Raw genomic sequence first — 25,627 nt, forward strand, 5'->3', positions numbered from 1 at the left:
CCCGACTATCGGTAATAAACGACCTTTCCGCCATTGCCGGCGGTCTCGACGCGCAGCACGTTGTGAAGCGATATGCCGCGGAGCGCCAGTGCGTGCTGCAACATCGGATCCCGACCGGCTTCGGCCTGTGCACGCCTGATGATCACGCTATTGGCCGAATGCACGGTCCGCTGGTAACCGTCTCCCTGGCCGTAGATCGGGGCGACTTGAATGGCGATGACATCGTCGTCATAGGCCTTGCCGAAAATGATCTGCGAAGCCATGGACTGTTCGGCCATAACCGGCCCGCCAAAAGCGGCGATCGCAGCAAAACCTGCAAGAGATGCGGCCAAAATCTTTTTCATGATCCTGTTCTCCGTTTGACGAATGCGAAGCAAACGGCTTCGCCCTGCGCTCCGATCCATTCGCCTTCCAAATCAGATAGGCATTTCGACGCCGGATTAAAACGGAATGCATGCTCCCATGCGCCGGTATGCTTAAATCTTCATGCCGCCACCTCCCTGCAAGCGCGGCACAAGCTTGTTCATAAAGCATTCGCAAATCATCACGACGGAAGCGGATAAGAACAGGCCAAGAAGAATGGCTTTCCTCCGTGGTGTTCATGTGAACCGGAGGGTTGTGAATGCCAGTGATTACATTTGCGAATACAAAAGGCGGTGCAGGCAAGACCACGATGGCGCTTGTTGCAGCCGGAGAATTGGCAAGACGCGGTTTTCGCGTTGCCATGCTCGATGCCGATCCGCAGCAGTGGGTTTCCCGCTGGATGACCCGGATGGCGAAAATGCCAAAATTCTCGATCGTCGCCAATATCGATGCCGACAATATCGAGCAGGCAATCAAGGAACTGAAAAAGCGGGCAGACTATGTCGTCATCGACCTGCCGTGCGGCGTGACGCCCCTGCTTGCCAAAGGCCTCGGTCTTTCCGACCACGTCTTCGTCCCGGTTCAGGGTTGCGCGCTGGATGCGGCCGGCGGCGCCCAGGTGCTCGACATCCTGAAAAAACTCGATGAGGAATGCGGCATTCGTATCGCTCACTCCGTTGCCCTCAATCGCGTCAGCTCGATCATCACGACGCGTGCGCTTCTTGCCGTCAAGGGCGTGCTGGCGCAGCAGGGCGTCCATGTGCTTGGAACGCCTCTGATCGAACGCGCCGCCTATCGCGACATGTTCGACGCCGGCACGCTGATCGATGCGCTCGATCCGGACGCGGTCAGCAACCTGGCCAAGGCACAGGAAAATGCCCGCCTGCTGGTCGATGAGGTGGTGCAACTGGTACCTGTTCCAGTGAAGGCAACCAAGGTTGCGAAGCCGGTGAAGACACCCAAAAAACTCGACGCCAAGGCAGAAGATGATGCCAAGGCCGTTGCACCGCGAAAGGCTGCGGCTGCCAAGAAGGCTGCCTGATCATCCATCGTCGGCTGGAATTCGTTCTTTCCAGCCTTCTCCAGCCTAAAAAAGATCACCCTGTTTCGGCGGCTCGGACGCGGCGTCCGGCTTCGGTGCCTTCCGCTTTTGCGGAACCGGCGCCGGGGGTGATGGCGGCGACCCGGCCTCGGTTGGAGCGCCCGCCTCGCCGGCAATTGCCGAGACGCGGCCATCGGCAAACTCAATCGACATGACGCTGCCCGATATTATGCCTGAAGCACGGGTCAACGGGCGTTCTCCGGCATCGCGCACTACGGCATAACCACGCTGCAGCACGTTCTTGTAGGACAAGGACTGCAACACGCGATCCTGACCCGCAACGGCAGTACGGCTGCGCGACAGGGCATGACCGATCGCCGTATCGGCATGACGCATCAGCGAGGCAAGGTTCTGGCGTTCTTTTTGCAGTTGGCTCGACAGCCGGGCCGGCAGCGACTTCAGCGATGCGTCGAGGCGTGCGATGTTTGCCTTCTCGCCGAGCAGCTGCCGCTCGACACAACGATCCGCCCGAGCCGAACGGTCGGCCAGCGCCTGGCGCTGCTGGGCCATGCGGTTGGTCAGAAGTTCCAGCCTGAGGCCGGACGAAGCTCGCTCGAAGCTGCGACGCTTTTCAATCGTCGTGCGCTCGAGACCGCGACCGAGGCCGCTGGCTGCCTCGTCGAAACGACGGCGGGGAAGCGCCAGCAACTGGTCGAGCGAGGGCAGCGCCCTTACAAGCGCCCGTAGCGACTGGCGACGATGATCCATCTGCCGCGAGACGCTGGCCCGCAGACGGGCAGAAAGATTGGCAAGCTGGGCATCGAGATCCGCCTTTACCGGCACCGCCATTTCGGCGGCACCCGTCGGTGTCGGCGCGCGGACATCCGCCGCATGGTCGATCAACGTCCAGTCGGTCTCATGGCCGACGGCGGAAATCAGCGGAATATCGCTTTCTGCGGCCGCCCTCACGACGATTTCGTCGTTGAAGCTCCAAAGATCCTCCAGACTGCCGCCGCCACGGGCGACGATCAGCACGTCGGGACGCGGCATCGGACCGCCGGGCGCAATGGCGTTGAAACCGCGGATCGCGGATGCAACCTCATCGCCCGAGCCCTCGCCCTGCACCTTGACCGGCCAGACAAGGACATGGACCGGGAAACGATCGGTGATGCGATGCAGGATATCGCGGATGACGGCACCGGTCGGCGAGGTGACGACGCCGATGACGCGGGGAAGATAGGGTAATGACCGCTTGCGGTTCTGGTCGAACAGGCCTTCGGCGGCGAGCTTGCGACGGCGCTCTTCCAACAGAGCCATCAGCGCGCCGGCACCCGCCGGCTCGAGGTTCTCGATCACGATCTGGTATTTCGACGATCCGGGGAAGGTCGTCACCTTGCCGGTGGCAATGACTTCCATGCCTTCTTCAGGGCGGAATTTCAGCCGTGAGAACGTGCCCTTCCAGACAACAGCATCGATACGCGCGCGGTCGTCCTTGAGGCTGAAATAGGCATGTCCGGACGAATGCGGGCCCCTGTAGCCGGAAATTTCGCCTTTCACCCGGACATGGTCGAAGGCGTTTTCGACGGTGCGCTTGATCGAGCCGGAAAGTTCCGACACCGAAAATTCGGTCAGGTTGCTGGGGGCATCGCCTGGGGCGTCGCTGGCGAACGTGCTGCTCATAAACCCGTTCTAACCGATCGGGCTGCGGATTTCACCCGCCGACATACGGTTTGATGTGGACGATCCACAAACACCGAAAACTCGTGAATGCAACGGATTTTGATCCTTCTTCGTCCTCGCCTCCCCAGGTCGTGAGATGATCTCTCCGGATCGAACAGGAGACCAGATCATGACGGACCCATTTGCCAATACCCAGTCTTCGCTTTCAAGCCCGGCATCTGCCGGCGACGCGGTTACCCCGAGCGACAGCAGCACGCTTTCGACCGTGAGCCGGGCGCTTTATGTCGGCGGTGGCGGCACGCTTTCGGTGCGCATGCTCTCCGGTGACACCCTGTCGTTCGCGGGCGTTTCCGCCGGATCATTCCTGCCTCTCAGAGTGACGCAGGTGCTTGCAACCGGGACGAGCGCGAGCGCAATCGTCGCATTGTTTTGATGCATTTGTGGTGAAATAATGGAACCCGGCTGGCGTACCGACGTTCAGCCCAAGTGGAGGATAGGGCTTAGGTTTCCGAGGAAGCAACCTAAGTCTTAACAGTGATCGGACAATCGTAGCGAAAATGCTGACCCACTATTAGGCATGCTATGCAAGCCTTTATTAGAGGCTGGTGGGATATACGATCTCCGACACAAAGGAAGGAGATCCGCCGTGCTTTTTCTAACCGCAACATCAATTGGCCTCATGGCCGGCATGACCCGCAGTATCTCCTCGATCATCGGGGCCGCGCTACTCATTCCTGCGGTTTTTCTGGTGGCGGCGATGTTCGGAGCCACGACGCTGACCGGACTCATTCTCGCCGTTCTCGGCTTCAATTTCGGTCTCGTCAACCTTATCGTCGGCGCGGCGCTGTTTTACAATTTCCGCCACGCCTGATCTATTTCGAGGCAAGATCATTAACGGTAAACAGTTCGAACTTTCCTTCCGAACTGACCGGCGACAGATAGGCCGGAACCTGTCCTTTCGCCAAGGCTGCATAGAGGCCGGACGGCTTCAGCGAGATCAGATTTTCAGTCTGCGGGTCGTTTTTGCAAAAGGCGACGACCGATACTCCGGCTTTCCTCAATAACATCTCGGCCGCCGCTGGTTCTGCCATGCCGATATGAAGCTCCGCCAGCATGCCGGCCTGGTTGCGGTGATAAGGCCCCGTCAGCGTTCGATGGCCGGTGAAGCGCAGGATTTCCACGCCACTATTGGAAGGGGATGCGACAAGGCCAGGCGTTATCGTGCGGAGTGCAGTCATGTCGGCCGCGTTGCCGCAGGCGTCCGGCTCGTCCTTCTGGATGGAAGGCGCGCCATCGACACCAATTGAGGTGGCGGCGAGTTTGGCGCCCACCCCAACCATGCCCCAGGCGACCGGCACGGCCGCAAGCGTGGTCAGCACGAAGGCGACAGCTGCCTTGATATCCTTCTGGTCCTCGCGCACCTTTCGCTGCAGGTCGCCGATCAGCAAGGCAAAAGGCGGAATGCTCAGAAGGCTCGCAAAAAAGGTGCCGCGAACCTGCACCAGCGAAACGCCCCAGGAGACGCCGATCAGTGCCAGGAAAAGAAGATGCGCGCCGCGTTCCTTTCCTTGCCATATCCGCAGGATGCAGATCAGCGAGCCGATAAGGCCGACGAAATAGAGGCTGGGAACGGCCGCCGGCTCCAACCGGATTTCCTGCGTGATCGGAAGCGCTTCGGTCACAGCGCTCAGCCAGAGTTCGACGAGCAAGGGATCGAGGTTGGCAAGCGGGCTTCCCAGGCATTGCGGCGCAACGACAATCGCCACTGCCCCCAGCAGCGATCCGAAGGCGAGAGCTGCCACCGTGCGCATGGCAAAGCTTGTCCGTGCCGGCAGGCAGGCCAGACCGAACAGGCCGATGCCGCCGATTGCGGCGAGCGAATAAAAACCGAGCGAGAGATTGTCGCAGGTCACGGCTGCATAGAGGTGCGGCGGGACGGTGCCGACAAAGGCGGCGCTGATTGCCACGGCCAGCGACAGGCCGAAGGCGCGGGCGGCCGATGCAAATGCACTCCCCTGCCAAATCCAGCGGAGTGCGACACAGACGCAGGCAACAGCGACCAGAGGCATGGTTTCGGCGCCGATCGCGATCGCCACCGCCACCAGGACACCCGCTACGGCATGGCCGACGCGGCTGCTGCCACGATCGGCGAGCATTGCTGCGATGCCGATGCCGAGAGCTTGCTGGACATTATGGTGATCGAGCGCGCCGGGACTGAACTTGCCGCAGGTGAAGGCGAAGATGGCGCCCAGGCCGAGTGCGATATGCATCGTCCGCGTTCCGGCTTTTGTACCGCCCAGGCGTTGCCCCGCAAGGCCGACCGCCAGCAATAATGGCGCGATCAGCAGAAGCGGCCAGACGGTGGCCGCCATGCCCTCGGCGGTCTCGGCCGGCATGACGAGTGAAAACAGCCTGATCAGCGCACCGACCGGAGCATCGATCAGCCGTGACCAATGCATCAGCGTGCCGCCTTCGAGGCCCAGCCTGTATTGCATCAGGTCGAACCAGCCCTGGCCACCCAGCCAGTCGCGGATCTCGACGAGCCGCATAGCATCGTCATTGTCGGGGCCGATCCAGTCCTTCGCCCTAGGCAGAAGGACCACCAGCATGAAGACGACGGTTGCCAGCCAATACAGAAATGTTGCCGGCAGCAGCCTGGAAAGCAGCGGTGGGGCAATAGGGGCCGAAAGCGGCCGGGACGTCTCATTTGCCATGGTTTCGGTCATTCATTGCCCGTTTCGTAGCCCATCTGATCTCGCCGCAACCTAAACTTAACCTTCCCAAGAAATAGTAAAACGGACCGGGCGGAATGCATCTGCCCCAGTATTTTCGTGTATCGAGTGGAAGTCATGATAGACGCCCCCATCGCCGACTTCGCACCCGGCTCGCAGCCCACAAGCATCGCGCACAATCTTGCCGTTGCCGTGCTCATCCCCTGCTATAACGAAGCCGCGACGATAGATGGCGTGGTACGCGGCTTTCGCGAGACGCTGCCGTCCGCCCGCATCTATGTCTATGACAACAATTCCACCGACGGCACGGCGCTTAAGGCGATGCTGGCCGGCGCCGAGGTGATGCGCGAACGCCGTCAGGGCAAGGGCCATGTGGTGCGCCGGATGTTTTCCGACATCGAGGCCGATATCTACATCATGGCCGATGGCGACGGCACCTATTCTCCGAAGGATGCCGAGGAACTGATCCGCATCCTTTTGACAGAACGCGCCGACATGGTGGTCGGAACCCGACGCGGTGTGCATGACGATGCGGGCCGTCAGGGCCATGCCGCCGGAAACCGACTGTTCAATGTGCTCTACCGGGCAATTTTCGGGCGCGACTTCACCGATATTTTCTCCGGCTACCGGGCCTTTTCGCGCCGGTTCGTCAAAAGCTTCCCTGCTGTTTCAGGCGGTTTCGAAATCGAGACGGAAATGTCGGTTCATGCATCGCGGCTGAAGCTGCCGGTGACCGAGATCGAACTCGATTACGGCCGGCGTCCGGAAGGATCGCATTCCAAGCTCTCGACCTACCGGGACGGCGCCAAAATCCTTTGGATGTTTGCCATGCTGATGAAAGAGACGCGACCATTCGCCTTCTTCAGCGCCATCAGTGCCACCTTCATGGCAACCAGCCTGATCTTCATGACACCCGTCATCATCGCCTATTTCCAGACCGGCCTTGTCGACCGCATGCCGACCTGGGTGTTCTCGCTGGTGCTGATGGTTCTGTCATCCCTGATGTTTACCGCCGGCCTGATCCTCGATTCCGTCTCTCGCGCGCGCGCCGAGCAGTTGCGCATCCACTATATGAGCCTGCCGCTTCGCGAGCCCATGCCGAGCGTGGCAGTGCCCGACAGTGACAGACCGGTAGGTGCCAAGAGCGCAGCATGAAGCGGATCGCCTGGTTCCTGTTTGCCGGCGGCATCGGCTTCCTGATCGACGTCGGCGTCAACCATGTGCTTTTGACCTACACGCCGATTGGACCGTTCCTTTCGCGCATTCCGGCGATCATGGCGGCGATGGCGTTTACCTGGTTCGTCAACCGCAACCGCACGTTCGAACCCTCACCGCATTCGCTTGCGGTCGAGGGATTTCGCTATTGGACGGTCGGGATCACCTCGGCGCTGATCAACTACGCGATCTATTCGACCTTGATCGCCCGTGCACCGATCCAGCCGGCGGTGGCGATCGTTTTCGCCTCCGCTGCCGCCACGGTCTACAGCTTTTTCGGTTATTCCCGGTTCGTCTTCCGCCACAAGAACCAAGGCTGAGAATAACTCAGACCGTCTCCCAGCCGTCATGCTCACCGGCACGGTAGACGGCATCAATGAAACGCTGGTTGCTCACCGAGTTCTCCAACGTCACGATCTCGGTCGGTTCGCCGGCAACCGCCTGGGCAAAGGCCTCCGCCTGGCGGCGATATTGCCGGCTGTCCTGAAACCGGAAGATCTGCGAGACATCGTGCTTCTGGCTGGTGAGCTCGATTTCCTCGGCGCCCCAGCGGTCGGCGTTGAAGGGGGACTTCACCTCGATGTAACCCTCGGTGCCATGGAAGATCATGACCTGGCGGTTCGCCATCTGGGTCGAGATGTAGAAGGTCATTTCGAACGTGCCGAAATCAGCCTTCACGCTGGCGTAGATATCGGTGCCGAAATCCGGATCGCGGCGCACCACAGCCTGCACGCGCTGCGGCTCCAAGCCGGTGGAAAAGCGGGTGGCAATCGTCGGATAGACGCCGATATCCGGCAGAGCGCCACCGCCGAGCTCGGGGATATTGCGCATGTTGGACGCATCGCGATTGAAATAGCTGAAGGCGCCCTGGACATGCAGGAGTTCGCCGATCGCACCGTCCTTCAACAATTGCCTCACCTTATGCCAGACCGGCGCATAGGTGACCATGAAGGCTTCCGATACAACGACCCCATTGCGGTCACGCGCCTCGATCAGTGCGTTTATCTCGGACGCCTTCAATGCCAGCGGCTTTTCGACAAGGACGTGTTTGCCGGCATTTGCCGCCTTGATCGACCATTCGACATGCTGGCTGGTCGGCAATGGGATATAGACCGCATCGATTACCTCGGAGGCCAGCATTTCCTCATAGGAACCAAAGGCATGCGGCGCGCCGAAACGATCGGCCAAGGCCCGCGCCTTGGTCACGTCACGGCTGGCGACCGCAGTGACAATGCAGTTTTCCGCATCCTGGATCGCCGGCATCACGGCATCTCTTCCAATCTTGGCGGTCGATAAAATCCCGAAGCGCAGCATCGCATTCTCCCATCGCAAATGTTCCCGAAAGCTTAGGGTGGCAGGCTGCCCGGTTCAATGCGTCATGTCCGGCATTTGCCGTCCATTGTTGAAAAAGCGCCGTGCCGCGCAAGATAGGGGATTGCGGCGCAGCCGTATTGGAATAACCTGAGGCTCCCTCCGCATAGAAATCTCAAAATCCGAAAATCTGGAGAATATCATGGAGTTGCGCAAACTCGGCCGGACCGGCCTGTCTGTTTCCCCTGTCGTGTTTGGCGGCAATGTGTTCGGTTGGACGGCAGACGAGAAGACCTCCTTCGATCTCATGGACAAGTTTTTCGACGCCGGTTTCAACACGCTTGATACGGCCGACGTCTATTCCAAATGGGTTTCGGGTCATGTCGGTGGTGAAAGTGAAACGGTTATCGGCCGGTGGCTGAAACGCGGCACGGTCACTCGCGACAAGGCGATCATCGTGACCAAGGTCGGTCATCCATCGATGAATGACGACAAGCTGAAGGCGCGCTGGATCATGCAGGCGGTGGAGGATTCGCTGAAGCGGCTACAGACCGACTATATCGACCTCTATCTGTCGCATTTTCCCGACGACGATACGCCGCATGAAGAAACGCTCGGTGCCTATGCAAAGCTGAAGGAGCAGGGAAAGATCCGCGCCATCGGCTGCTCCAACTACAGCGCCGAACAACTTAGGGCTTCACTCGAGGCTGCCGCCAAGAACGACCTGCCGCGTTACGACGTGCTGCAGCCGGAATACAATCTCTACACCCGCGACAAGTTCGAGAGTGCGCTTGCCGATCTGTGCATTGCCGAGGATATCGGCGTGATCAGCTATTATGCGCTCGCCGCCGGCTTCCTGACCGGCAAGTACCGCAAGGCGGAAGATGCGACAGGCAGCGCCCGCGGCTACCGCATTCCCGACTACATCAACGACAAGGGAACGAGAGTTCTTGCGGCACTGGATCAGGTTGCCGCCGAGACGGGTGCCAGCCTTGCCGCGATCTCGATCGCATGGGCGGCGGCAAGACCGGGGATCACCGCCCCGATCGCCAGTGCCACCAGCCTGAAACAGCTCGACGCGATCTTCGATGCCGGCAAGCTGTCACTGAGCGATGCGCAGATGAAGCTGCTCAACGACGCCGTTTGAGCGGGCCGCAGCTAACGACTTCGTGACCCGGGATGCGGTTTGATCGCCACATCTTTGGACTTAGATCAAGAGGAACCGGTATCCACCGGTTCCTTCCCGCAATAGACATTTGGAGCATATCATGGATCTGCGCGTACTCGGCCGGACCGGCCTTTCCATCTCGCCCGTCGTTTTCGGCGGCAACGTGTTTGGCTGGACGGCAGACGAAAAGACTTCATTCGAGCTGCTCGACAAGTTCTTCGATGCCGGGTTCGACACGATCGATACGGCGGATTGCTATTCGGGATGGGCGCCCGGCAATGCCGGTGGCGAATCCGAGACGATTATCGGCAAATGGCTGAAGCAATCCGGCCGCTCGCGTGACAAGGCGGTGGTGATCACCAAGGTCGGATCCAGCATGCAGGGCGCGGCCATACCGAAAGGGCTTGAAAAGGCGCGGATCATCGAGATGGTCGACGCTTCGCTTCGCCGACTGCAGACCGATTATATCGACCTCTACCTGTCTCATTGGCCGGATCCGCAAACGCCGCATGAAGAAACACTATCGGCCTTTGCGGCGCTGAAGGATCAGGGCAAGATCCGAGCGATCGGCTGCTCCAATTTCGATGCGGCCCAAATGCAGGCATCATTCGAGGCTGCGGAAAAGGCGGGGCTGCCGCGTTACGACGTGCTGGAACCGGAATATAATCTCTATGACCGGTCGGGCTTCGACGGTGCGCTGGCGGAGCTCTGCAATGCAAACGATATCGGTGTGATCACCTATTTCAGCCTCGCCTCCGGTTTTCTCACCGGCAAATACAAAAGCAAAGCCGATGCGGAGGCGAACAAGAATCGCGGCGGCATGGTGACGAAATATTTCGACGAGCGGGGCATGCGTATCCTTGCAGCACTCGACGAAGTCGCTGCCGAGAGCCATTCCCAGCCGGCTTCGGTCGCGCTCGCCTGGATCGCCCAGCGCCCCGGCGTGACCGCGCCGATCGCCAGCGCCACCAGCCCGCGCCAGCTCGACACGATCATTGCCGCCGGCAAGCTGAAGCTCTCCGGCCATCAGATGGAACAACTGAACGACGCCAGCAGCTGAGGCATAAGGCAGAAGAGCCGGCTTCGTCATTCAGTGTGACGGAAGAAATCCACGAAAGCCCGCAGCGCCGGACGCATCTGGCGCCGCGAAGGATAATAGATGTAAAACCCGTCGAAGGGCGCGCACCAGTCGTCCAGCACCCGGACAAGGCGCCCCGCGGCAATGTCATCACGCACACGCGGTTCGAAAACGAAGGCGAGGCCGGCGCCATCGACCGCCGCCCGGCGGATCATGGTCTGGTCGGACAGGATCAGCGGCCCACGCACGTCGACGACGATCGTCTTGCCATCCTTTTCCATTTCCCATCGGTAGATCCGCCCGCCGGAAAAACGCCGTCGGATACAGCGATGCGCCATCAGATCATTGGGGTGCAGCGGTATCGGGTGGCGCTCGAAATATTCCGGTGTCGCAACAACCGCTCCCCGCCAAGGACCACTCGCCTTGACCGCGATCATATCCGCCTCAAGATGCTCCCCAAGGCGCAGGCCCGCATCATAACCGCCGGCAACGATGTCCTCGAAGCGATCGTTGGTGGCAAGATCCAGCTCGATATCCGGATAAAGGCCGAGAAACTCGCCGAGCCGCGGAACGATCAGGTCGTCGGCGGCAAGCTGCGGCATGGTGATACGCAACGGACCGGCAGGCCGGCCGGCATGTTCCGCAAGATTGTCCAGGGTCGTGCCGATATCGCCGAGCGCCGGGGCCAACGTCTCAAGCAGCCGCCTGCCCTCCTCCGTCGGTGCAACGCTGCGCGTGGTGCGCGACAGAAGCCGCATTCCAAGGCTTGCTTCCAGGGCCGAGACGGCATGGCTGATCGCGGAGGGCGCGATACCGAGTTCGCCGGCAGCACCGCGAAAGCTACGCGCTTCGGCCACGGCGGCAAACACTGCAAGCTGGGAAAGTTGGGTTCGGTTCATTGTTCTATATTTTAGAACAGCCGGCGCGCAATTGCAGCAGTTATCTTGCGGTCGATCCTGATCTATCTTCACCCTATTGCCGGGTTAGCCGGCACATTCGAAAGGCAATCGATCATGCATATGCGCAAACTCGGCAAGGAACTCTCGGTCTCGGCCATCGGCCTCGGCTGCATGGGCATGAGCCATGCCTATGGCGGGCAGGACGAAGAAACTTCAATCAGGACACTGCAGCGCGCCGTCGAGATCGGCGTGACCTTCTTCGACACGGCAGAGGTCTATGGTCCCTTCGTCAACGAGGAACTGGTCGGCAAAGCGCTCAAACCCTATCGCGACCAGGTGGTGATCGCCACCAAGTTCGGCTTCCGCATCGATCCGACGAAAAAGGATTCCGCCGCCATGTCCGGTCTCGACAGCCGGCCAGAGCACGTGCGCGAGGTTGCCGAAGCCTCGCTGAAACGGCTCGGCATCGAGGTGATCGATCTTTTCTACCAGCATCGCGTCGATCCTGAAGTTCCGATCGAGGATACGGTCGGGGCGATGGCCGAACTGGTCAAGGAAGGCAAGGTCAGGGCACTGGGCCTGTCGGAGGCGAGCGCCGACATCGTCCGTCGCGCCCATGCGGTGCATCCGATCTCGGCGCTGCAGAGCGAATATTCGCTCTGGACCCGCGACCCGGAGGGCGAGATCCTAGATACCTGCCGCGAGCTGGGCATCGGTTTCGTGCCGTTCAGCCCGCTCGGCCGGGGCTTCCTCACCGGCAAGATCCAAAGCGCGTCCGATTTCGGCAAGGGCGATCTTCGCGCCAACATGCCGCGCTTCGAGGCCGACAACATGGCCGCCAACCTGGCGCTGGTAAAACTGGTCGAGGAGATGGCGGCAACGAAGGGCGTGACGGCGGCGCAGCTGGCACTGGCCTGGGTGCTGGCCAAGGGCGATTTCATCGTGCCGATCCCCGGCGCCCGGAAAATCCCCAATCTGGAGCAGAACGCGGCAGCGGCCGATGTGACTTTGACTGCCGACGAGGTGACAAAGCTCGATGACATGCTGTCTCCCGACAAGATTGCCGGGGCACGTTACGGTGCAGCTGCGGCATGGACGCCGAAACGCTGACCGCCTGCAACGCGACATTGCTCCCGCCCCCGGCTTTGCTATAGTCGGGGCGGGAGGATTTCAGCAATGTCAGAAGAACAGTCGGTCGAATCCGTTGTGCATCTTTATGTCGACGGCATGGCGCTTGCCCATGCAGGCGCACTGCGCAAAGCCTTCCATCCGAAAGCGTCGATCATCGGCAATTACGAGGGCAAGGTCGAATGGCTGACGCTCGATGCGTTCATCGATGCGGTCGCGTCCGAAGGGCCGACCGTCAATGGATCACAACCACTGATCCAGATCGAGGCGATCGACGTGACCGGCGACGCCGCAACCGTCAAGGTGGTTGACGAATTCGCCGGAATGCGGTTCTCCGATTATCTGTCACTGCTGAAGATTGAGGGGCGCTGGCTGATCGTCAGCAAGGTCTATTACCTGCATTCCTGAATGCCGTTTCAGGCTGACGGTTTTGGAAAGGCCTCGTACCATTCGGCATGACTGCCTTCATGGTTGGCCATGCCACGCCTGGTCAATACGCCGCGCGGGGCCACATAACTCATGATCCGCCTAGACGGTCTTTCGTGCCACTGGATATTGAACGCCCAGAGTTTCGGGAAAAAGCACAAGGACGCATAAGGCAGGTGGTCATGGATCCACCAGGCGAGACGCTGCCAATCTCCCTGCCTGTCGCAATTGTCGATCAACCATGGCACGACGATACAGGCAGTGGCTCCAATGCAGCCTTCGGCATCGCGCATGTCCCAGATATGATCGGCGGCAGTCGTCGCATTGGTCGAGCAATTGAGGTTGTTTTGGTTGCCGAACGCGTTGACCTGAGGCGAGCGATAACCCGAACGGATATGCAGCCGGCCAAATGTCGCCTGTAGCGGTTCCAGCAATTCCTCGCATAAATGCCGTCCTGCCTCGACTGCGAGATCCGGGTTTTGCGGGATATTCGGGATGCGATAAAAGTCGGCAATCTCGGAATGCAGGAAATCACGGAAGAAGAAGTTCTGCGACAACCGCAGCCGGCCGAGATCCTCCAAACCCTTCATCGAATTCGGTTTACGCATGCCGCTGTTTCTCCCGGATATGCTCATTCCCATGATTGTAATGGATACGAGGAAGGGTGGTTTTCGCCAGTAAGGCACCTGGCAGTGGAAAGGAAGGCTAATGTTTGCAGACCTTCGACGCCACCCGATTTCCGCGTAATGAAATATCGGATTCTTATAATTGCATATGCAATCATACCTGCTATGATGGCTTCATGTTCGATCATTGCCTCTATCACAACACCACCGCCCTTGCCCGCCAGCTTGAACGTATCTGGTCGAAGGCCTTCAAGCCTTTCGACCTGACGCCGTCTCAGGCCTTCACTTTACGCGCTGTGCTGCAAAAACCCGGAATGCTGCATAGCGAACTGGCTGATGAATTGAAGATCGCACGGGCGACCGCCACGCGCGCCGTCGATGGCCTTGTGGCGCGCCAATTGCTGGAACGGCGCCCGACAAAACAGGATGGCCGGGAATCGGAAATTCATCCAACCCCGGCCGCCATCGAACTGAAGGACGGCTTGAACGCTGCGAGCGGCGACGTGACGGCGCGACTGAAGGATGAACTCGGCGTGGATGTGTTCGCCGAATTCGTCAAGCGGGCGCGGTCGATCGGCAGCCACCTGCCTTGATGAAAACCCAGATAGTTGCATAGCTAATCAAAGGAGAAAGACATGCCGATCCTGAATGTGAAAGTCAGTGGCGAACGCTCGGACGCGATGACACGCGCTATCGCCACCATGCTGACCAACCTTACGCAACGCATACTCGGCAAGGATCCGGCGGTGACGGCGATCGCCATCGACTATGTCGATCCGCGCGACTGGATCGCGGGCGGTAAGACGCTTGCAGAACAGGGTAAGTCGAGCATCTATTTCGACATCAAGGTCACCGATGAAACCAATACGAAAAGCGAAAAGGCCGCCTATATCCAGGCGGCCTTCGACGGTTTTGAGCGACTTCTCGGCAATCTGCACGAGGAAAGCTACATCTATGTGCAGGATGTGCGCGCCGCAGCTTATGGCTATGGCGGGCGAACCCAGGAATGGCGATACCAGCGCGCCGGTTAGGCGCGCAACGTACCGCCCGTCGTCTTTTCGACATTGGCGACGATCTTGGCCGTCAGCGCTTCGAAATCCTCATCCGTCAGGGTCTTGTCGACCGGCTGAATGAGAACCTCGATTGCAACCGACTTTCGGCCCTCGCCGAGCGATGCACCTTCGAACACGTCGAAGATGTTGACGCCGGTGATCAGCTTGCGGTCGGCGCTCACCGCCGCCTTGACGATCGCGCCGGCCTCAACCTGCGAACCGACGACAAAGGCGAAGTCGCGCTTGACCGCCTGGAAGGGCGAAAGCTCGAGCCCCGGCTTGGTGCGGGTCGCCTTCTTTTTCGGCTCGGGCATGGCATCGAGATAGACTTCGAAACCGCACAGCGCGCCGGAGACATCGAGGCTTGCGAGCGTCTTCGGATGGAACTCGCCGAAATAACCGAGCACAACCTTCGGGCCCATCTTGATCGTGCCGGAACGACCCGGGTGATACCAGGCGGGACCGCCCTGTTCGATCTGGACATTGCCCATCGGCAGGCCGCAGGCTTCGATCACTGCCAGCGCATCGGCCTTGGCGTCATAGACGTCGACCGGCTTGCCGCCACCCTTGGCGGCATTCGACCACATGCGGCCGGCACCGTTGATCGAGGCCGTGCCACGGCGGATGCCGCCGGCGACACGACGCTGGCCTTCCGGCGTATCGGTCTCATAGGTGCCCGAGACTTCGAAAATCGCCACATCGCCGAAACCCTTGTCGGCATTGCGCTGGGCGGCCGTCAACAGGCCCGGCAGAAGCGACGGGCGCATGTCGGACATGTCGGCAGCAATCGGATTGGCGAGTTTCAGCGAGGCCGCACCACCGCCGAACAGTTTCGCCTGGTCTTCGGGTATGAAGGACCATGTGACGGCTTCCAGCATGCCACGCGAAGCCAGCGCACGCTTGGCGGTGCGGGTGCGGATCTGCAGCGTGGTCAGGATCTTGCCGTTCACCGCGCCGAGATTTTCCAGCGGTTCCGGCGTGATCTGGTCGACGCCATGGATGCGCATGACCTCCTCGACGAGATCGGCCTTGCCATCGACATCCGGGCGCCACGACGGAATTTTCACGCTGACGCGTTCGCCCGACCCTTCGACGGTGAAGCCGAGGCGGGTAAGGATTTCGCGGCTTTCTTCAGTCGAGACGTCCAGACCGGTGAGGCGTTTCACTTCCGCAAATGGGAAGTCGACGGTTTTCGCTTCGTAACCCTTGTAGCCGATGATCTTTTCCTTCGCCGGCGTGCCGCCGCAAAGCTCCAGCACCAGCTGTGTGGTGCGGTCAAGACCCGGGATCATGTATTGTGGGTCGACGCCGCGTTCAAACCGATAACGCGCATCGGTGATGATGCCGAGCGTGCGGCCGGATTTGGCGATGTTGATCGGATCCCAGAGTGCCGATTCAATCAAAACGTCGACGGTGTTTTCATCGCAGCCGGAATGTTCGCCGCCCATGATGCCGCCGATCGATTCCACACCATTGTCATCGGCGATGACGACGTTGTTCGGACCGAGCTTGTATTCGCGGGTATCCAGCGCCAGCACAGTCTCGCCTTCCTTGGCGCGGCGGACGACGAGGTCGCCCTTGACCTTGGCGGCGTCGAAGACGTGCATCGGGCGACCCTGGTCGAAGGTCATGTAATTGGTGATGTCGACCAGCGCATTGATCGGGCGAAGACCGATGGCCTTGAGGCGTGTTTGCATCCAGGCCGGGCTTGGGCCGTTCTTCACGCCGCGCACAAGGCGCAGGCCGAAACCGGGGCAAAGCTTTGTGTCGTCGAGATTGATCGACAGGCCGACCGTGGTTTCACCTTCGAGCTTCAGCATGGGAGCAGCCGGAACCTTGAGCGTGCCGAGACCGGAGGCCGCGAGATCGCGGGCGATGCCGTAGATCGAGGTGCAGTCCGGACGGTTCGGCGTCAGGTTGATCTCGATTATCGGATCGTCGAGGCCGGCATAGGTGGCGAAAGACGTACCAACCGGCGCGTCTTCTGCAAGATCGATGATGCCGTTATGGTCTTCCGACATGTTGAGTTCCTTCTCGGAACACATCATGCCGTGGCTTTCGACACCGCGGATCTTGCCGATGGCGAGCGTCACGTCGAGGCCCGGGACATAATCACCCGGACGGGCGAGTGCGCCGACCAGACCGGCGCGGGCATTCGGCGCGCCGCAGACGATCTGCAGCGGCTTGCCGCCGTTGACCTCGGGACCGGCATCGACGGATAGAACCTTCAGGCGATCCGCTTCCGGATGCTTTTCAGCCGACAGGACCTTGGCGATGACGAAGGGCTTGTAGGCCGCCTTGTCATCGACATCCTCGACTTCAAGACCGATCGCGGTCAGGCGCTCGCAGATCTGTTCGAGAGTAGCGTCGGTCTCAAGATGATCCTTGAGCCAGGAAAGGGTGAATTTCATCGGTCGTCTCCTGAAGGCCTCGGCGCGGTCATGGTTTCCATCCGTGGCAGGCCGTCATCGATATGGAAGAAGGGAAGCGCTTCGCGCACATAACCATGCACGCGAGGCGGATAGTTTTCCGGCGCGTCCATGGCGCCGAGCATGAAGAAGATCTGGTCGGCGATCCGTGCATCAGTATAGGCGATAGGGGCGCCGCAGGTGCCGCAGAAACTGCGGCTTACCGGAGCCTTGCCATAGCTCGATCCGGTCTCACCAGTGAATGTCACATCTTCGGCCCGGAAACCGACAAAGGCCGCCACCGGCGCACCGCTTGCGCGCCGACAATCGCCGCAATGGCAATAGCTGGTGTAGAACTGTTCGGCCGTCGCCTCGAAACGGATGGCGCCACAACGGCATCCGCCACGATGAACCTTATCCTGTTGCGTCACCATCTCGCTCATGGGTGGTCCCGTTCGTCCGGGGTTCGGTTACTGGCTCAGACCACCAAACAGCGTCGGCATGTCGAGCGGGCGGAAGCCGTAATGGTTCATCCAGCGGACATCGGCGTTGAAGAAGTCGCGCAGGTCCGGCATGCCGTATTTCAGCATGGCGATACGGTCGAGGCCCATGCCCCAGGCAAAACCCTGGTATTCGTCGGGATCGAGGCCGCCGGAGCGCAGCACGTTCGGGTGGACCATGCCGCAGCCGAGGATCTCCATCCAGTCGGTGCCTTCGCCGAACTTGACGATCGGGCCGGAGCGGTCGCACTGGATGTCAACCTCGAAGGACGGTTCCGTGAAGGGGAAGAAGGACGGGCGGAAGCGCATCGTCACCGAAGGCACTTCGAAGAAGGTCTTGCAGAATTCTTCGAGGATCCAGCGCATGTTGCCGACATGCGACTTCTTGTCGATGACGAGGCCCTCGACCTGATGGAACATCGGCGAATGGGTCGCGTCCGAATCCTGACGATAGGTCTTGCCCGGAATGACGATGCGGATTGGCGGATCCTGCGCTTCCATGGTGCGGACCTGGACCGGCGAGGTGTGGGTGCGCAGCACCTTGCGCTCACCCTTTTCATCCGGCTGGAAGAAGAAGGTGTCGTGCATTTCGCGGGCCGGGTGACCTTCGGGGAAATTCAGCGCGGTGAAATTGTAATAGTCGGTCTCGACATCCGGGCCTTCGGCGATCGAGAAACCCATATCGGCGAAAACGGCGGTGATTTCGTCGATGATCTGGCTGATCGGGTGGATGCGGCCACGCTCGGCGGGCGAAGAGCGCACCGGCAGCGAGACGTCTAGCGTTTCGGCCTTCAGGCGCGCTTCGATCGCGGCATCCTTCAGCAGCGTCTTGCGGGTGGTGATCGCCTCGGTGATCTCGTTCTTCAGCGCGTTGATCGCGGCACCGCGGGTCTGGCGCTCTTCCGGCGTCATCGAACCCAGCGTCTTCAGGAGTTCGGAGACGGACCCCTTCTTGCCGAGAGCAGTGACGCGCACGGCCTCAATGGCCGCTTCGTCTCCGGCACCGGCAATCTCAGCCAGCAGGGCGCTCTTCAATGTTTCGAGTTCTGTCATCTTTTCCTGCTTTTCGGCCCGTCAGCCGTGAAATACTGTTTTCAGATAGGTGGTGGCCAGGATGAATTGCCGCAAATCTCTACCCATGTGAATCCGGCCAATCAACCGGGCAATCCATAAAAAGCGGCCCACGGACCGCGTGAGAATACCAAGTTGGGCAATTGCTGCTTCGGGTGCCGCCGCCGCCCAGGCCTGATAAGCCCGATCCTGGGTCGCCCGACGCTCGAATGACCGATCGCTGACCTGCAGAAAGAACAGCCAGAGATCGCGTGCCTGCGCCATGGGCATCGGCATGACAGCCTCCGGCTCCTCCTCGAAATCGATATAGCCGAGCCGCCCGTCCCTGACGAACAGATCGCGTGGGACCGGTCGGCCGTGACAGAGGCCTGCCGCGTGCAACCGACCCAGCTCACCGCAGCAGAAGATGAGAAGCTCATCGTAGGCCTCAGAATCTATCCTGCGGAGCGCCCTTAGCCTCTGGTCCACCGTGGGGGCTATGTCGCTCAGCACGATCGCACTGCCGGACGAATAAACAATCGACGCCGTCGGGATATCGGCTTTCTGCAAGTGCTCCATCCGGCGCATGTCGCGAGCCACCATTCCCGCTCCGGTCGCGGCCGGAGACGGACGTAAAAAAGGCAACCTCAGCAGCCGGGCGAGAAACTTCTGCGCGGCCACGATCATACGCCGCCCCTTGCCGCTATGCCGCTTGATCCATACCGTGCCGCAACTGAGCGAAACCGACTGCACCCGGCCATCGTCGGCAACGAGTGCCGCCAGAAGCGCCTCGACATCGGTTGCGGACAATAACGGCATGTTGCCTATGTCAACGATTTCATTCGGCAATGACGGCAACCCCTGCCACCTGCATATCTGTAATAGGCCGGCCTCGCCGCGACCCGGCAAAAGGCTCAAATAGAAAAACCCGCGCTGACCTTCTGGCCGGCGCGGGTTGTTCAAATGCGAATTGGTTCGCTAGCGCCGGCTTACTTGACCGCGCTTTCAAACTCGTTCTTCGTGCCAGCGTCCTTGAGATAGGCAAGCGCCTTCTTGGAAGCTTCGACCAGTGCGCCGAAAGTTGCCGGCTCATGGATTGCCATGTCGGACAGAACCTTGCGGTCGACTTCGATGCCAGCCTTGTTCAGGCCGTCGATGAAGCGGCCGTAGGTCAGGCCGGATTCGCGCACAGCTGCATTGATACGCTGGATCCACAGAGCGCGGAAGTTACGCTTCTTGACGCGACGGTCGCGGGTTGCGAACTGACGCGAACGATCAACAGCAGCCTTTGCGGCGCGGATGGTATTCTTGCGGCGGCCGTAGAAGCCCTTGGCTGCCTTGAGGGTCTTGGTGTGCTTGGCGCGGGAAGTTACGCCACGTTTTACGCGTGCCATGTCATGATCTCCTTAAACGTTTCCAAATAGCCTGAAAGTCTCAGAGACCGTTGGGCAGGTAGTTCTTGATGACCTTCTTGCCATCGGGCTCAGCGAGGACCATCGTGCCGCGTGCATCGCGGATGAACTTGTTGGAACGCTTGATCATGCCGTGGCGCTTGCCGGCGGCAGCTGCAACGACCTTGCCGGTGGCGGTTACTTTGAACCGCTTCTTGGCAGACGATTTCGTCTTCATCTTGGGCATTTTGCTACTCCATATATCTTGTATCGAAGTCGACTGATGAGGTCAGCTTCAAGCATTTAGAACGGCCACGGCATGCCCTGCCGGACCGTTCGGACGGGCGCTTATAACCGCAGCCGGCTAAAAGCGCAATGGGGGAAATCCTGGTTGAAACCGGCGAAAAACCGGCTTGCCCGCCGCCATAAGGCTTCCTCAAGGCGGGAAGGTACGGCGCTTATCTCGGCGCCAGTACCATCATCATCTGGCGGCCTTCAAGTTTCGGCTCGGCCTCGACCTTGGCGATCTCTACCGTGTCTACCTTGACCTGCTGCAAAAGCTTCATGCCGAGTTCCTGGTGAGCCATTTCACGGCCGCGGAACTTCAACGTCACCTTTACCTTGTCGCCTTCTTCGAAGAAACGGTTCATCGCCTTCATCTTCACCTCATAATCATGGGTGTCGATGTTCGGGCGCATCTTGATTTCTTTGACTTCGACGACCTTCTGCTTCTTGCGAGCTTCAGCCGCTTTTTTCTGGTTCGCGTATTTCAGCTTGCCGAGATCGAGGATCTTGCATACCGGCGGATCGTTGTTCGGCGAAATCTCTACAAGATCAAGTCCCGCTTCCTCGGCCATCTTGAGGGCCTGGTCAGTCGGTACCGGACCGAGATTCGTGCCTTCGGCATCGATGAGCTGGACCTTGGGAACGCGAATTTCCCGGTTGGAGCGCGGCCCCTCCTTGACGGGGGCATCGGCTTTAAATGGTCTGCGAATGGTCGTATTCTCCTAGATAGTTTCGGGCGCCGGCAACGACAGAAAACGCGCGCAACCCGGGGCCGAGCGGAATGTCGTGATTACCGGTTGGAAGTCAATAGCATGACGGCGTGAAAAAATCACCTCCTGACAACCGGTTAAAATCTGCTCTATAGCTCCTGCCGTTTGCAGGAGTGAGCTTATGTCCAAAGTAACCGCCACCACCATTACTGTCGGCGCCGATGCGCAAGCCCGAGAGATCGCCATCATCCATCGTGCAGCCGTGGGCAATCCGGACAGCCCCGCACTGGTCTGGCTTGGCGGCTATCGATCCGACATGAGCGGAACCAAGGCGGTGAGGCTCGATGCCCTTGCGGAGACGCTCGGCGCCCCCTGCATTCGCTTCGACTATTCCGGGCACGGCGCATCGGGCGGCGCATTCAATGACGGCACGATTTCCCGCTGGTTGGAAGAGAGCCTTTCAGTGATTGACGCGCTTGCGCCGAAAAGCGTCATCCTGGTCGGCTCGTCGATGGGCGGATGGATAGCTCTTCGTCTCGTTCAGGAACTGAGGCAACGGTCGACAGGCCCGAGGATTGCCGGCTTGGTCCTGATCGCGCCGGCCCCGGATTTCACCAGCGAGCTGATCGAACCGAACCTGACCGACAAGGAACGCCGGTCGCTTAACGATCGCGGTTATTTCGAAGAGCATTCGCAATACAGTCCCGAGCCGAACATCTATACCCGTGCGCTGATGGACGACGGCAGGCTGAACCGTGTCCTTACCGGCATTATCGAAACCGGCTGCCCGGTCACCATCCTGCAAGGCATGGCAGACCCGGACGTGCCTTACGCCCACGCGCTCAAACTGATGGAATTCCTGCCGGCCGACGACGTGGTGCTGACGCTGATCCGCGATGGCGACCATCGACTGTCGCGGCCGCAGGACCTTGAAAAGATGGACGAGGCGGTGCGCAGCCTAATTTTGCATGATGAAAAATCAGGCTGATACAGAAATGCAGCAGTCTTAACCATATTCACAAACAGCCCCGCCTTAACAAAAGCTGAACAATTGACTCTCGACCCCATACGCTCTTAACTTTTTGTTAGGAATTTAAGGGACGGGTAAATGACGATAGCCCTGAAGGCGTGGCGTGTAGCTGCGATCCTCATTGGTGTGCTTGCACCTGTTAGCGCCGCAATACCGGCTCCGCAGCATTCGGCTGCATCGATGGTCACGGGTGCCGTGACCTCGCAGCCTATTGGCCATTACGAATTCTGCCAGCGTCTTCCCGACGAATGTGACATCAAGAGCCGCTCGGCGCCTGCCGCCCGGATGGATGACGCAGCTTGGGCAATCGTCCGTGACATCAATCATGCGGTCAATGTCCGCTACATTCCCAAGACGGATCTCGAAGCCTATGGCGTCGAGGAATACTGGACCTATCCGACCATCTACGCCGACTGCGAGGACTATGCGCTGGAAAAGCGCAAGGAACTGGCGCAGGCAGGCTTTGCACTTTCGGACCTGCTGATCACCGTGGTGCGCAAACCGGATGGCGAAGGCCATGCGGTGCTGACGCTTCGAACCACGGATGGCGACTTCATTCTCGACAATCTCGATAATGACGTGCTTGCCTGGTACCAGACGCCCTATACCTACCTGAAACGCCAGGCGACGTTCAACACGGGCCGCTGGGTGACGATCGAAAACGGCCGCGACCTGCTGGTCGGTGCGCTGCGCTGATCCGGCTGAAAAATATAAGTCGTTAAGCATATAACCCGCTCTGCTTGCAGCAGCGGGTTGTTTTCTCTAGTCTTTCGGAAACAGAAGGATACCGGGAATCAGCCGGATGCCCGCCTCACCACCTGGCCGTGCGAAATCTTTCTGCGATGGAGGCCTGTGGTGCGTAAAGATCGATTGACAGGCCTTATACGCCCGCATGGCTCTGCCCGGCCGACACTGCCGCTCTGGCTTGCCGCCGTGCTGGTCGCGGCCGTATTCAGCGTCGGCGCGTTGACGGTCTACGAAAACTACAACAATGCACTGAAGGAAGGCGAAGCCCGCGCGGTTTCCTCTGCCCATGTCGTCGCCGCCCATCTGGAATGGATGATGGAGGCAAGCGACCTGGCACTGCGCCGCATCGAGGCGGCGATCGGCGGGCGTCCGATCGATTCCTCGGCCGAGCTGATCGTCGATATGGAGCGGGCCGTCGGAGAACTGCCGGCCGGCTTCCAATACGCCATTCTCGACCGGGACGGCCAGACGCGGTTTTCCAGCGAGATCGGCGATACGCTGCCAAACCATGCCGACCGCTCCTATTTCACAAGGTTAAAGGCCGGCGAGGAACTGACATTCAGCAGACTTCTGGACAATGAGCGGGCCGGCCGGCCGGGCTTCATCATCGCAAGGCGCATCGGCGGCAGGGACGAATTCAACGGGGTGGCGTCGATCACCATTCCCAACGACAATCTCGACCGGTTCTGGGCGTCGATGAACCTTGGGCCCAATTCGACGATCTCGGTTGTGCGGGACGATGGCTGGCTGATGGCGCGGCGACCGCAGGCGCTGAAGCCGGTCGATCTCAGCAAGACGGACTGGTATCCGCTGACGCGCCGACAGCCGACCGGTTTTTACCACAATCCGGTGTCGCAGATCGACGGGCTTTCGCGTATCGTGGCGTTCTGGAAAGTGCAGGACTGGCCGCTGTTTGCGCTCGCCGCGATCGAGCGGCAAGAAGTGCTCGACCAGTTCTGGAAGAGCCTGTTTGCCGACGCGCTGCTCGTCGTACCGCTGATGGCGATCCTCGTCGGTGCATCCTTCTGGATCTACGCGCTGCTCTACCGCACTGCATTGCGCAACGACGAACTGGAACAGGCAGTCGACCGGAACCGCTTTCTGCTCAGGGAAATCCATCATCGGGTGAAGAACAACCTGCAGGCGGTGCTGGCGCTCGTTCGGCTGCAACGGCTGCCGCAGGAGGTGCGCGACGACATGGCGCGGCGGATCGGCGCGATGATTGCCGTCCACGAGCAAATCTACAATACCGACCAGTTCGAGGAGATCGAGGTAGCGCCCTATGCGACGCGGCTGATCTCCGACATTGCCTCGGGCTACGATATGCCGGTGAAGCTCGACCTCGACCTTCAACCGATCGCGCTGGACCGGGACCAGGCCCTCCCTCTCGGGATGATCATTAACGAGGTCGTCTCAAACGCCTTCAAATATGCCTTCGGTGATCGCCGCAACGGCACGCTGACCGTCCGCCTCGTCGCCGACGGCGAAGCGCTGACACTGACGATCCGTGACGATGGTCCGGGCGTTGCCGAAGATGCCCGCACCAGCGGCATGGGTACCAAACTCATATCGAGCTTCGTGCGCCAACTCGGCGGGCAATCAGAGATCCATAATGACGGTGGCGCGGTGTTCACGCTGACGGTGCCGCTCTCGAGCGACGCGAAAGAAGCGGCCTGAACCTCGTCAGCCCGCGGTGCCGATGAAGATGCCGGCTGCCAGAACCAGCGACCCACCGAACACGACCTGGAAAACGGCGCGCAGGAAAGGCGTTTCCATAAAGCGGTTCTGAATGAAGGCAATCGCCCAGAGCTCGAAGAAAACGACAATGGCGGCAACGACCGTGGCGGTCCAGAAATGCGGGATGAGATAGGGCAGCGCGTGACCGAGACCGCCCAGCGCCGTCATGATCCCGGAGGCCAGGCCGCGCTTGACCGGCGAACCGCGACCGGAGATCTTGCCGTCATCGTGGGCTGCCTCCGTGAAACCCATCGAGATGCCGGCACCGACCGAGGCGGAGAGGCCGATCAGGAAGGTCGACCAGGTGTCGCCGGTGGCAAAGGCGGCCGCGAAGATCGGCGCCAGTGTCGAGACCGAGCCGTCCATCAGGCCGGCGAGACCCGGCTGGACATAGGTGAGGATAAACTGGCGGCGGGCGGTTTCATCTTCTTCGCCACGAGCCTCTTCCGAGACATTCTTTTCGGCCAGCATGCGGGCAATATCCTCATGCCCCTCCTCTGCCAGCGCCAGATCGCCGAGCAGCCTGCGGGTTGAGGCATCCGACACGTTTTTCGTCGCCTCACGATAGAAGCGGGCGGCCTGCCTTTCCATCGCTTCGGCCTCGGCTCTCACCGTGTCGAGAGCCAGGTTCTTCCTCAGCCAGTCCGGCTTTCGGGTATAAAAGCCCTGCACATGTTCGCGGCGGATCAGCGGAATGCGCTCGCCGAAACGCGAGCGGAACATCTCGATCAGCATATTCTTGTGGGTCTGTTCGACCTCGGCCATGTCCTCGAAAACTTTTGCGGATGCCGGGTATTCGCTCTTCAGGCCATCGGCATAACCGAGATAAATGCGCGCATCTTCTTCTTCGGACGCGATTGCCAGCGCCAGGATCTCCTCTTCGGACAGGGATGCAAAAGGCCGGCGAGAAGATGACAGTAGGCGGATCAGCATGAAAGGCTCCTTTTAGAATTATTCTAAACTAGCTCTCGCAAGATGGAAAGGCAAGAGCGAGGCCTCACAGGTGTGATGCAGATGGCGAAAATCCTCAGGAATCACCGGATCGGCCG

At 60.0% G+C, this 25,627-nt stretch carries 28 protein-coding genes; 14 read left to right on the forward strand and 14 right to left on the reverse strand.

Annotation, left to right across the window (positions count from 1 at the left end):
* Positions 1–5: 5 nt before the first annotated feature.
* Positions 6–344, reverse strand: a complete 339-nt coding sequence (locus AC2GXZ_RS10535; protein WP_483759097.1) for a hypothetical protein — start codon at positions 342–344, stop codon at positions 6–8.
* Positions 345–622: 278 nt separating this feature from the next.
* On the opposite strand from AC2GXZ_RS10535, the gene AC2GXZ_RS10540 reads away from it, so the two are divergent.
* Positions 623–1,405 (forward strand): AAA family ATPase, encoded by a 783-nt coding sequence (locus tag AC2GXZ_RS10540; RefSeq protein WP_483759098.1) that lies wholly within the window; start codon positions 623–625, stop codon positions 1,403–1,405.
* Positions 1,406–1,450: 45 nt separating this feature from the next.
* Here AC2GXZ_RS10540 and xseA read toward each other — a convergent pair whose 3' ends face one another.
* Positions 1,451–3,085 carry an exodeoxyribonuclease VII large subunit gene (gene xseA, locus AC2GXZ_RS10545; RefSeq protein ID WP_483759099.1) on the reverse strand — a complete coding sequence of 545 codons (1,635 nt, stop codon included), beginning with the start codon at positions 3,083–3,085 and terminating at the stop codon, positions 1,451–1,453.
* 169 nt (positions 3,086–3,254) lie between these two features.
* On the opposite strand from xseA, the gene AC2GXZ_RS10550 reads away from it, so the two are divergent.
* Positions 3,255–3,518: a spike base protein, RCAP_Rcc01079 family gene (locus AC2GXZ_RS10550; protein WP_483759100.1), complete on the forward strand. Its 264-nt coding sequence runs from the start codon at positions 3,255–3,257 to the stop codon at positions 3,516–3,518.
* Between the two features lie 213 nt (positions 3,519–3,731).
* Positions 3,732–3,956 (forward strand): hypothetical protein, encoded by a 225-nt coding sequence (locus AC2GXZ_RS10555; RefSeq protein WP_483759101.1) that lies wholly within the window; start codon positions 3,732–3,734, stop codon positions 3,954–3,956.
* 1 nt (position 3,957) lies between these two features.
* Here the strand turns inward: AC2GXZ_RS10555 and AC2GXZ_RS10560 are convergent, their stop codons facing one another.
* Entirely contained in the window at positions 3,958–5,811 is a 1,854-nt protein-coding gene (locus AC2GXZ_RS10560; protein ID WP_483759102.1) for a hypothetical protein, read from the reverse strand.
* A gap of 123 nt (positions 5,812–5,934) precedes the next feature.
* Here AC2GXZ_RS10560 and AC2GXZ_RS10565 point away from each other — a divergent pair, with 123 nt between their 5' ends.
* Positions 5,935–6,972: a glycosyltransferase gene (locus AC2GXZ_RS10565; RefSeq protein ID WP_483759103.1), complete on the forward strand. Its 1,038-nt coding sequence runs from the start codon at positions 5,935–5,937 to the stop codon at positions 6,970–6,972.
* Positions 6,969–7,352: a GtrA family protein gene (locus AC2GXZ_RS10570; protein ID WP_483759104.1), complete on the forward strand. Its 384-nt coding sequence runs from the start codon at positions 6,969–6,971 to the stop codon at positions 7,350–7,352. Before AC2GXZ_RS10565 ends, AC2GXZ_RS10570 begins: the two co-directional genes overlap by 4 nt.
* Before the next feature lie 7 nt (positions 7,353–7,359).
* Here AC2GXZ_RS10570 and AC2GXZ_RS10575 read toward each other — a convergent pair whose 3' ends face one another.
* Entirely contained in the window at positions 7,360–8,346 is a 987-nt protein-coding gene (locus tag AC2GXZ_RS10575) for a Gfo/Idh/MocA family protein (RefSeq protein ID WP_483759105.1), read from the reverse strand.
* A gap of 199 nt (positions 8,347–8,545) precedes the next feature.
* Here AC2GXZ_RS10575 and AC2GXZ_RS10580 point away from each other — a divergent pair, with 199 nt between their 5' ends.
* Together AC2GXZ_RS10580 and AC2GXZ_RS10585 are read left to right on the forward strand one after the other, a co-directional pair.
* The gene (locus AC2GXZ_RS10580) at positions 8,546–9,490 is read left to right on the forward strand and encodes an aldo/keto reductase (protein WP_483759106.1); all 945 of its coding nucleotides are present in this window, start codon (positions 8,546–8,548) and stop codon (positions 9,488–9,490) included.
* A gap of 121 nt (positions 9,491–9,611) precedes the next feature.
* Entirely contained in the window at positions 9,612–10,571 is a 960-nt protein-coding gene (locus AC2GXZ_RS10585; RefSeq protein WP_483759107.1) for an aldo/keto reductase, read from the forward strand.
* A 26-nt stretch (positions 10,572–10,597) separates the two neighbouring features.
* On the opposite strand, the gene AC2GXZ_RS10590 is transcribed toward AC2GXZ_RS10585, so the two are convergent.
* The gene (locus AC2GXZ_RS10590; RefSeq protein ID WP_483759108.1) at positions 10,598–11,488 is read right to left on the reverse strand and encodes a LysR family transcriptional regulator; all 891 of its coding nucleotides are present in this window, start codon (positions 11,486–11,488) and stop codon (positions 10,598–10,600) included.
* A gap of 114 nt (positions 11,489–11,602) precedes the next feature.
* On the opposite strand from AC2GXZ_RS10590, the gene AC2GXZ_RS10595 reads away from it, so the two are divergent.
* Positions 11,603–12,598 carry an aldo/keto reductase gene (locus tag AC2GXZ_RS10595; RefSeq protein ID WP_483759109.1) on the forward strand — a complete coding sequence of 332 codons (996 nt, stop codon included), beginning with the start codon at positions 11,603–11,605 and terminating at the stop codon, positions 12,596–12,598.
* A 66-nt stretch (positions 12,599–12,664) separates the two neighbouring features.
* Positions 12,665–13,024 (forward strand): nuclear transport factor 2 family protein, encoded by a 360-nt coding sequence (locus AC2GXZ_RS10600; protein ID WP_483759110.1) that lies wholly within the window; start codon positions 12,665–12,667, stop codon positions 13,022–13,024.
* 8 nt (positions 13,025–13,032) lie between these two features.
* Here AC2GXZ_RS10600 and AC2GXZ_RS10605 read toward each other — a convergent pair whose 3' ends face one another.
* On the reverse strand, positions 13,033–13,650 hold the full coding sequence (locus AC2GXZ_RS10605) for a hypothetical protein (RefSeq protein WP_483759111.1): 618 nt from the start codon (positions 13,648–13,650) through the stop codon (positions 13,033–13,035).
* A gap of 194 nt (positions 13,651–13,844) precedes the next feature.
* On the opposite strand from AC2GXZ_RS10605, the gene AC2GXZ_RS10610 reads away from it, so the two are divergent.
* Both AC2GXZ_RS10610 and AC2GXZ_RS10615 read left to right on the forward strand, forming a co-directional pair.
* Positions 13,845–14,261 (forward strand): MarR family winged helix-turn-helix transcriptional regulator, encoded by a 417-nt coding sequence (locus tag AC2GXZ_RS10610; RefSeq protein ID WP_483759112.1) that lies wholly within the window; start codon positions 13,845–13,847, stop codon positions 14,259–14,261.
* A gap of 42 nt (positions 14,262–14,303) precedes the next feature.
* Positions 14,304–14,699: a tautomerase family protein gene (locus tag AC2GXZ_RS10615; RefSeq protein WP_483759113.1), complete on the forward strand. Its 396-nt coding sequence runs from the start codon at positions 14,304–14,306 to the stop codon at positions 14,697–14,699.
* On the opposite strand, the gene pheT is transcribed toward AC2GXZ_RS10615, so the two are convergent.
* The 7 genes from pheT to infC form a co-directional block, all read right to left on the reverse strand.
* Positions 14,696–17,131, reverse strand: a complete 2,436-nt coding sequence (pheT, locus tag AC2GXZ_RS10620) for a phenylalanine--tRNA ligase subunit beta (RefSeq protein ID WP_483759114.1) — start codon at positions 17,129–17,131, stop codon at positions 14,696–14,698. The two genes, AC2GXZ_RS10615 and pheT, sit on opposite strands and share 4 nt — an antisense overlap.
* A complete protein-coding gene (locus tag AC2GXZ_RS10625) occupies positions 17,128–17,571 on the reverse strand; it encodes a GFA family protein (RefSeq protein ID WP_483759115.1) in 444 nt (147 codons plus the stop codon). The genes pheT and AC2GXZ_RS10625 overlap by 4 nt, the downstream gene beginning before the upstream one ends.
* Before the next feature lie 27 nt (positions 17,572–17,598).
* On the reverse strand, positions 17,599–18,681 hold the full coding sequence (gene pheS, locus AC2GXZ_RS10630; RefSeq protein ID WP_483759116.1) for a phenylalanine--tRNA ligase subunit alpha: 1,083 nt from the start codon (positions 18,679–18,681) through the stop codon (positions 17,599–17,601).
* A 21-nt stretch (positions 18,682–18,702) separates the two neighbouring features.
* Entirely contained in the window at positions 18,703–19,527 is an 825-nt protein-coding gene (locus tag AC2GXZ_RS10635) for a BUD32 family EKC/KEOPS complex subunit (RefSeq protein WP_483759117.1), read from the reverse strand.
* Between the two features lie 140 nt (positions 19,528–19,667).
* Positions 19,668–20,072, reverse strand: coding sequence for a 50S ribosomal protein L20 (gene rplT, locus AC2GXZ_RS10640; RefSeq protein WP_139675802.1), 405 nt, complete (start codon positions 20,070–20,072; stop codon positions 19,668–19,670).
* A gap of 40 nt (positions 20,073–20,112) precedes the next feature.
* Complete coding sequence (rpmI, locus tag AC2GXZ_RS10645) at positions 20,113–20,316, reverse strand: 50S ribosomal protein L35 (RefSeq protein ID WP_112454548.1); 204 nt, start codon at positions 20,314–20,316, stop codon at positions 20,113–20,115.
* A gap of 211 nt (positions 20,317–20,527) precedes the next feature.
* The gene (gene infC / locus AC2GXZ_RS10650; protein ID WP_483759404.1) at positions 20,528–21,064 is read right to left on the reverse strand and encodes a translation initiation factor IF-3; all 537 of its coding nucleotides are present in this window, start codon (positions 21,062–21,064) and stop codon (positions 20,528–20,530) included.
* 181 nt (positions 21,065–21,245) lie between these two features.
* Between infC and AC2GXZ_RS10655 the strand changes: the two genes are divergently transcribed.
* The 3 genes from AC2GXZ_RS10655 (at position 21,246) to AC2GXZ_RS10665 (ending at position 24,518) form a co-directional block, all read left to right on the forward strand.
* On the forward strand, positions 21,246–22,052 hold the full coding sequence (locus AC2GXZ_RS10655) for an alpha/beta hydrolase (protein ID WP_483759118.1): 807 nt from the start codon (positions 21,246–21,248) through the stop codon (positions 22,050–22,052).
* Positions 22,053–22,172: 120 nt separating this feature from the next.
* The gene (locus AC2GXZ_RS10660) at positions 22,173–22,790 is read left to right on the forward strand and encodes a transglutaminase-like cysteine peptidase (RefSeq protein ID WP_483759119.1); all 618 of its coding nucleotides are present in this window, start codon (positions 22,173–22,175) and stop codon (positions 22,788–22,790) included.
* 159 nt (positions 22,791–22,949) lie between these two features.
* On the forward strand, positions 22,950–24,518 hold the full coding sequence (locus tag AC2GXZ_RS10665) for a sensor histidine kinase (protein ID WP_483759120.1): 1,569 nt from the start codon (positions 22,950–22,952) through the stop codon (positions 24,516–24,518).
* Positions 24,519–24,524: 6 nt separating this feature from the next.
* On the opposite strand, the gene mbfA is transcribed toward AC2GXZ_RS10665, so the two are convergent.
* Entirely contained in the window at positions 24,525–25,511 is a 987-nt protein-coding gene (gene mbfA, locus AC2GXZ_RS10670) for an iron exporter MbfA (protein WP_483759121.1), read from the reverse strand.
* Between the last annotated feature and the right edge of the window lie 116 nt (positions 25,512–25,627).

Source organism: Aliirhizobium sp. YIM B11859, from assembly GCF_057163345.1.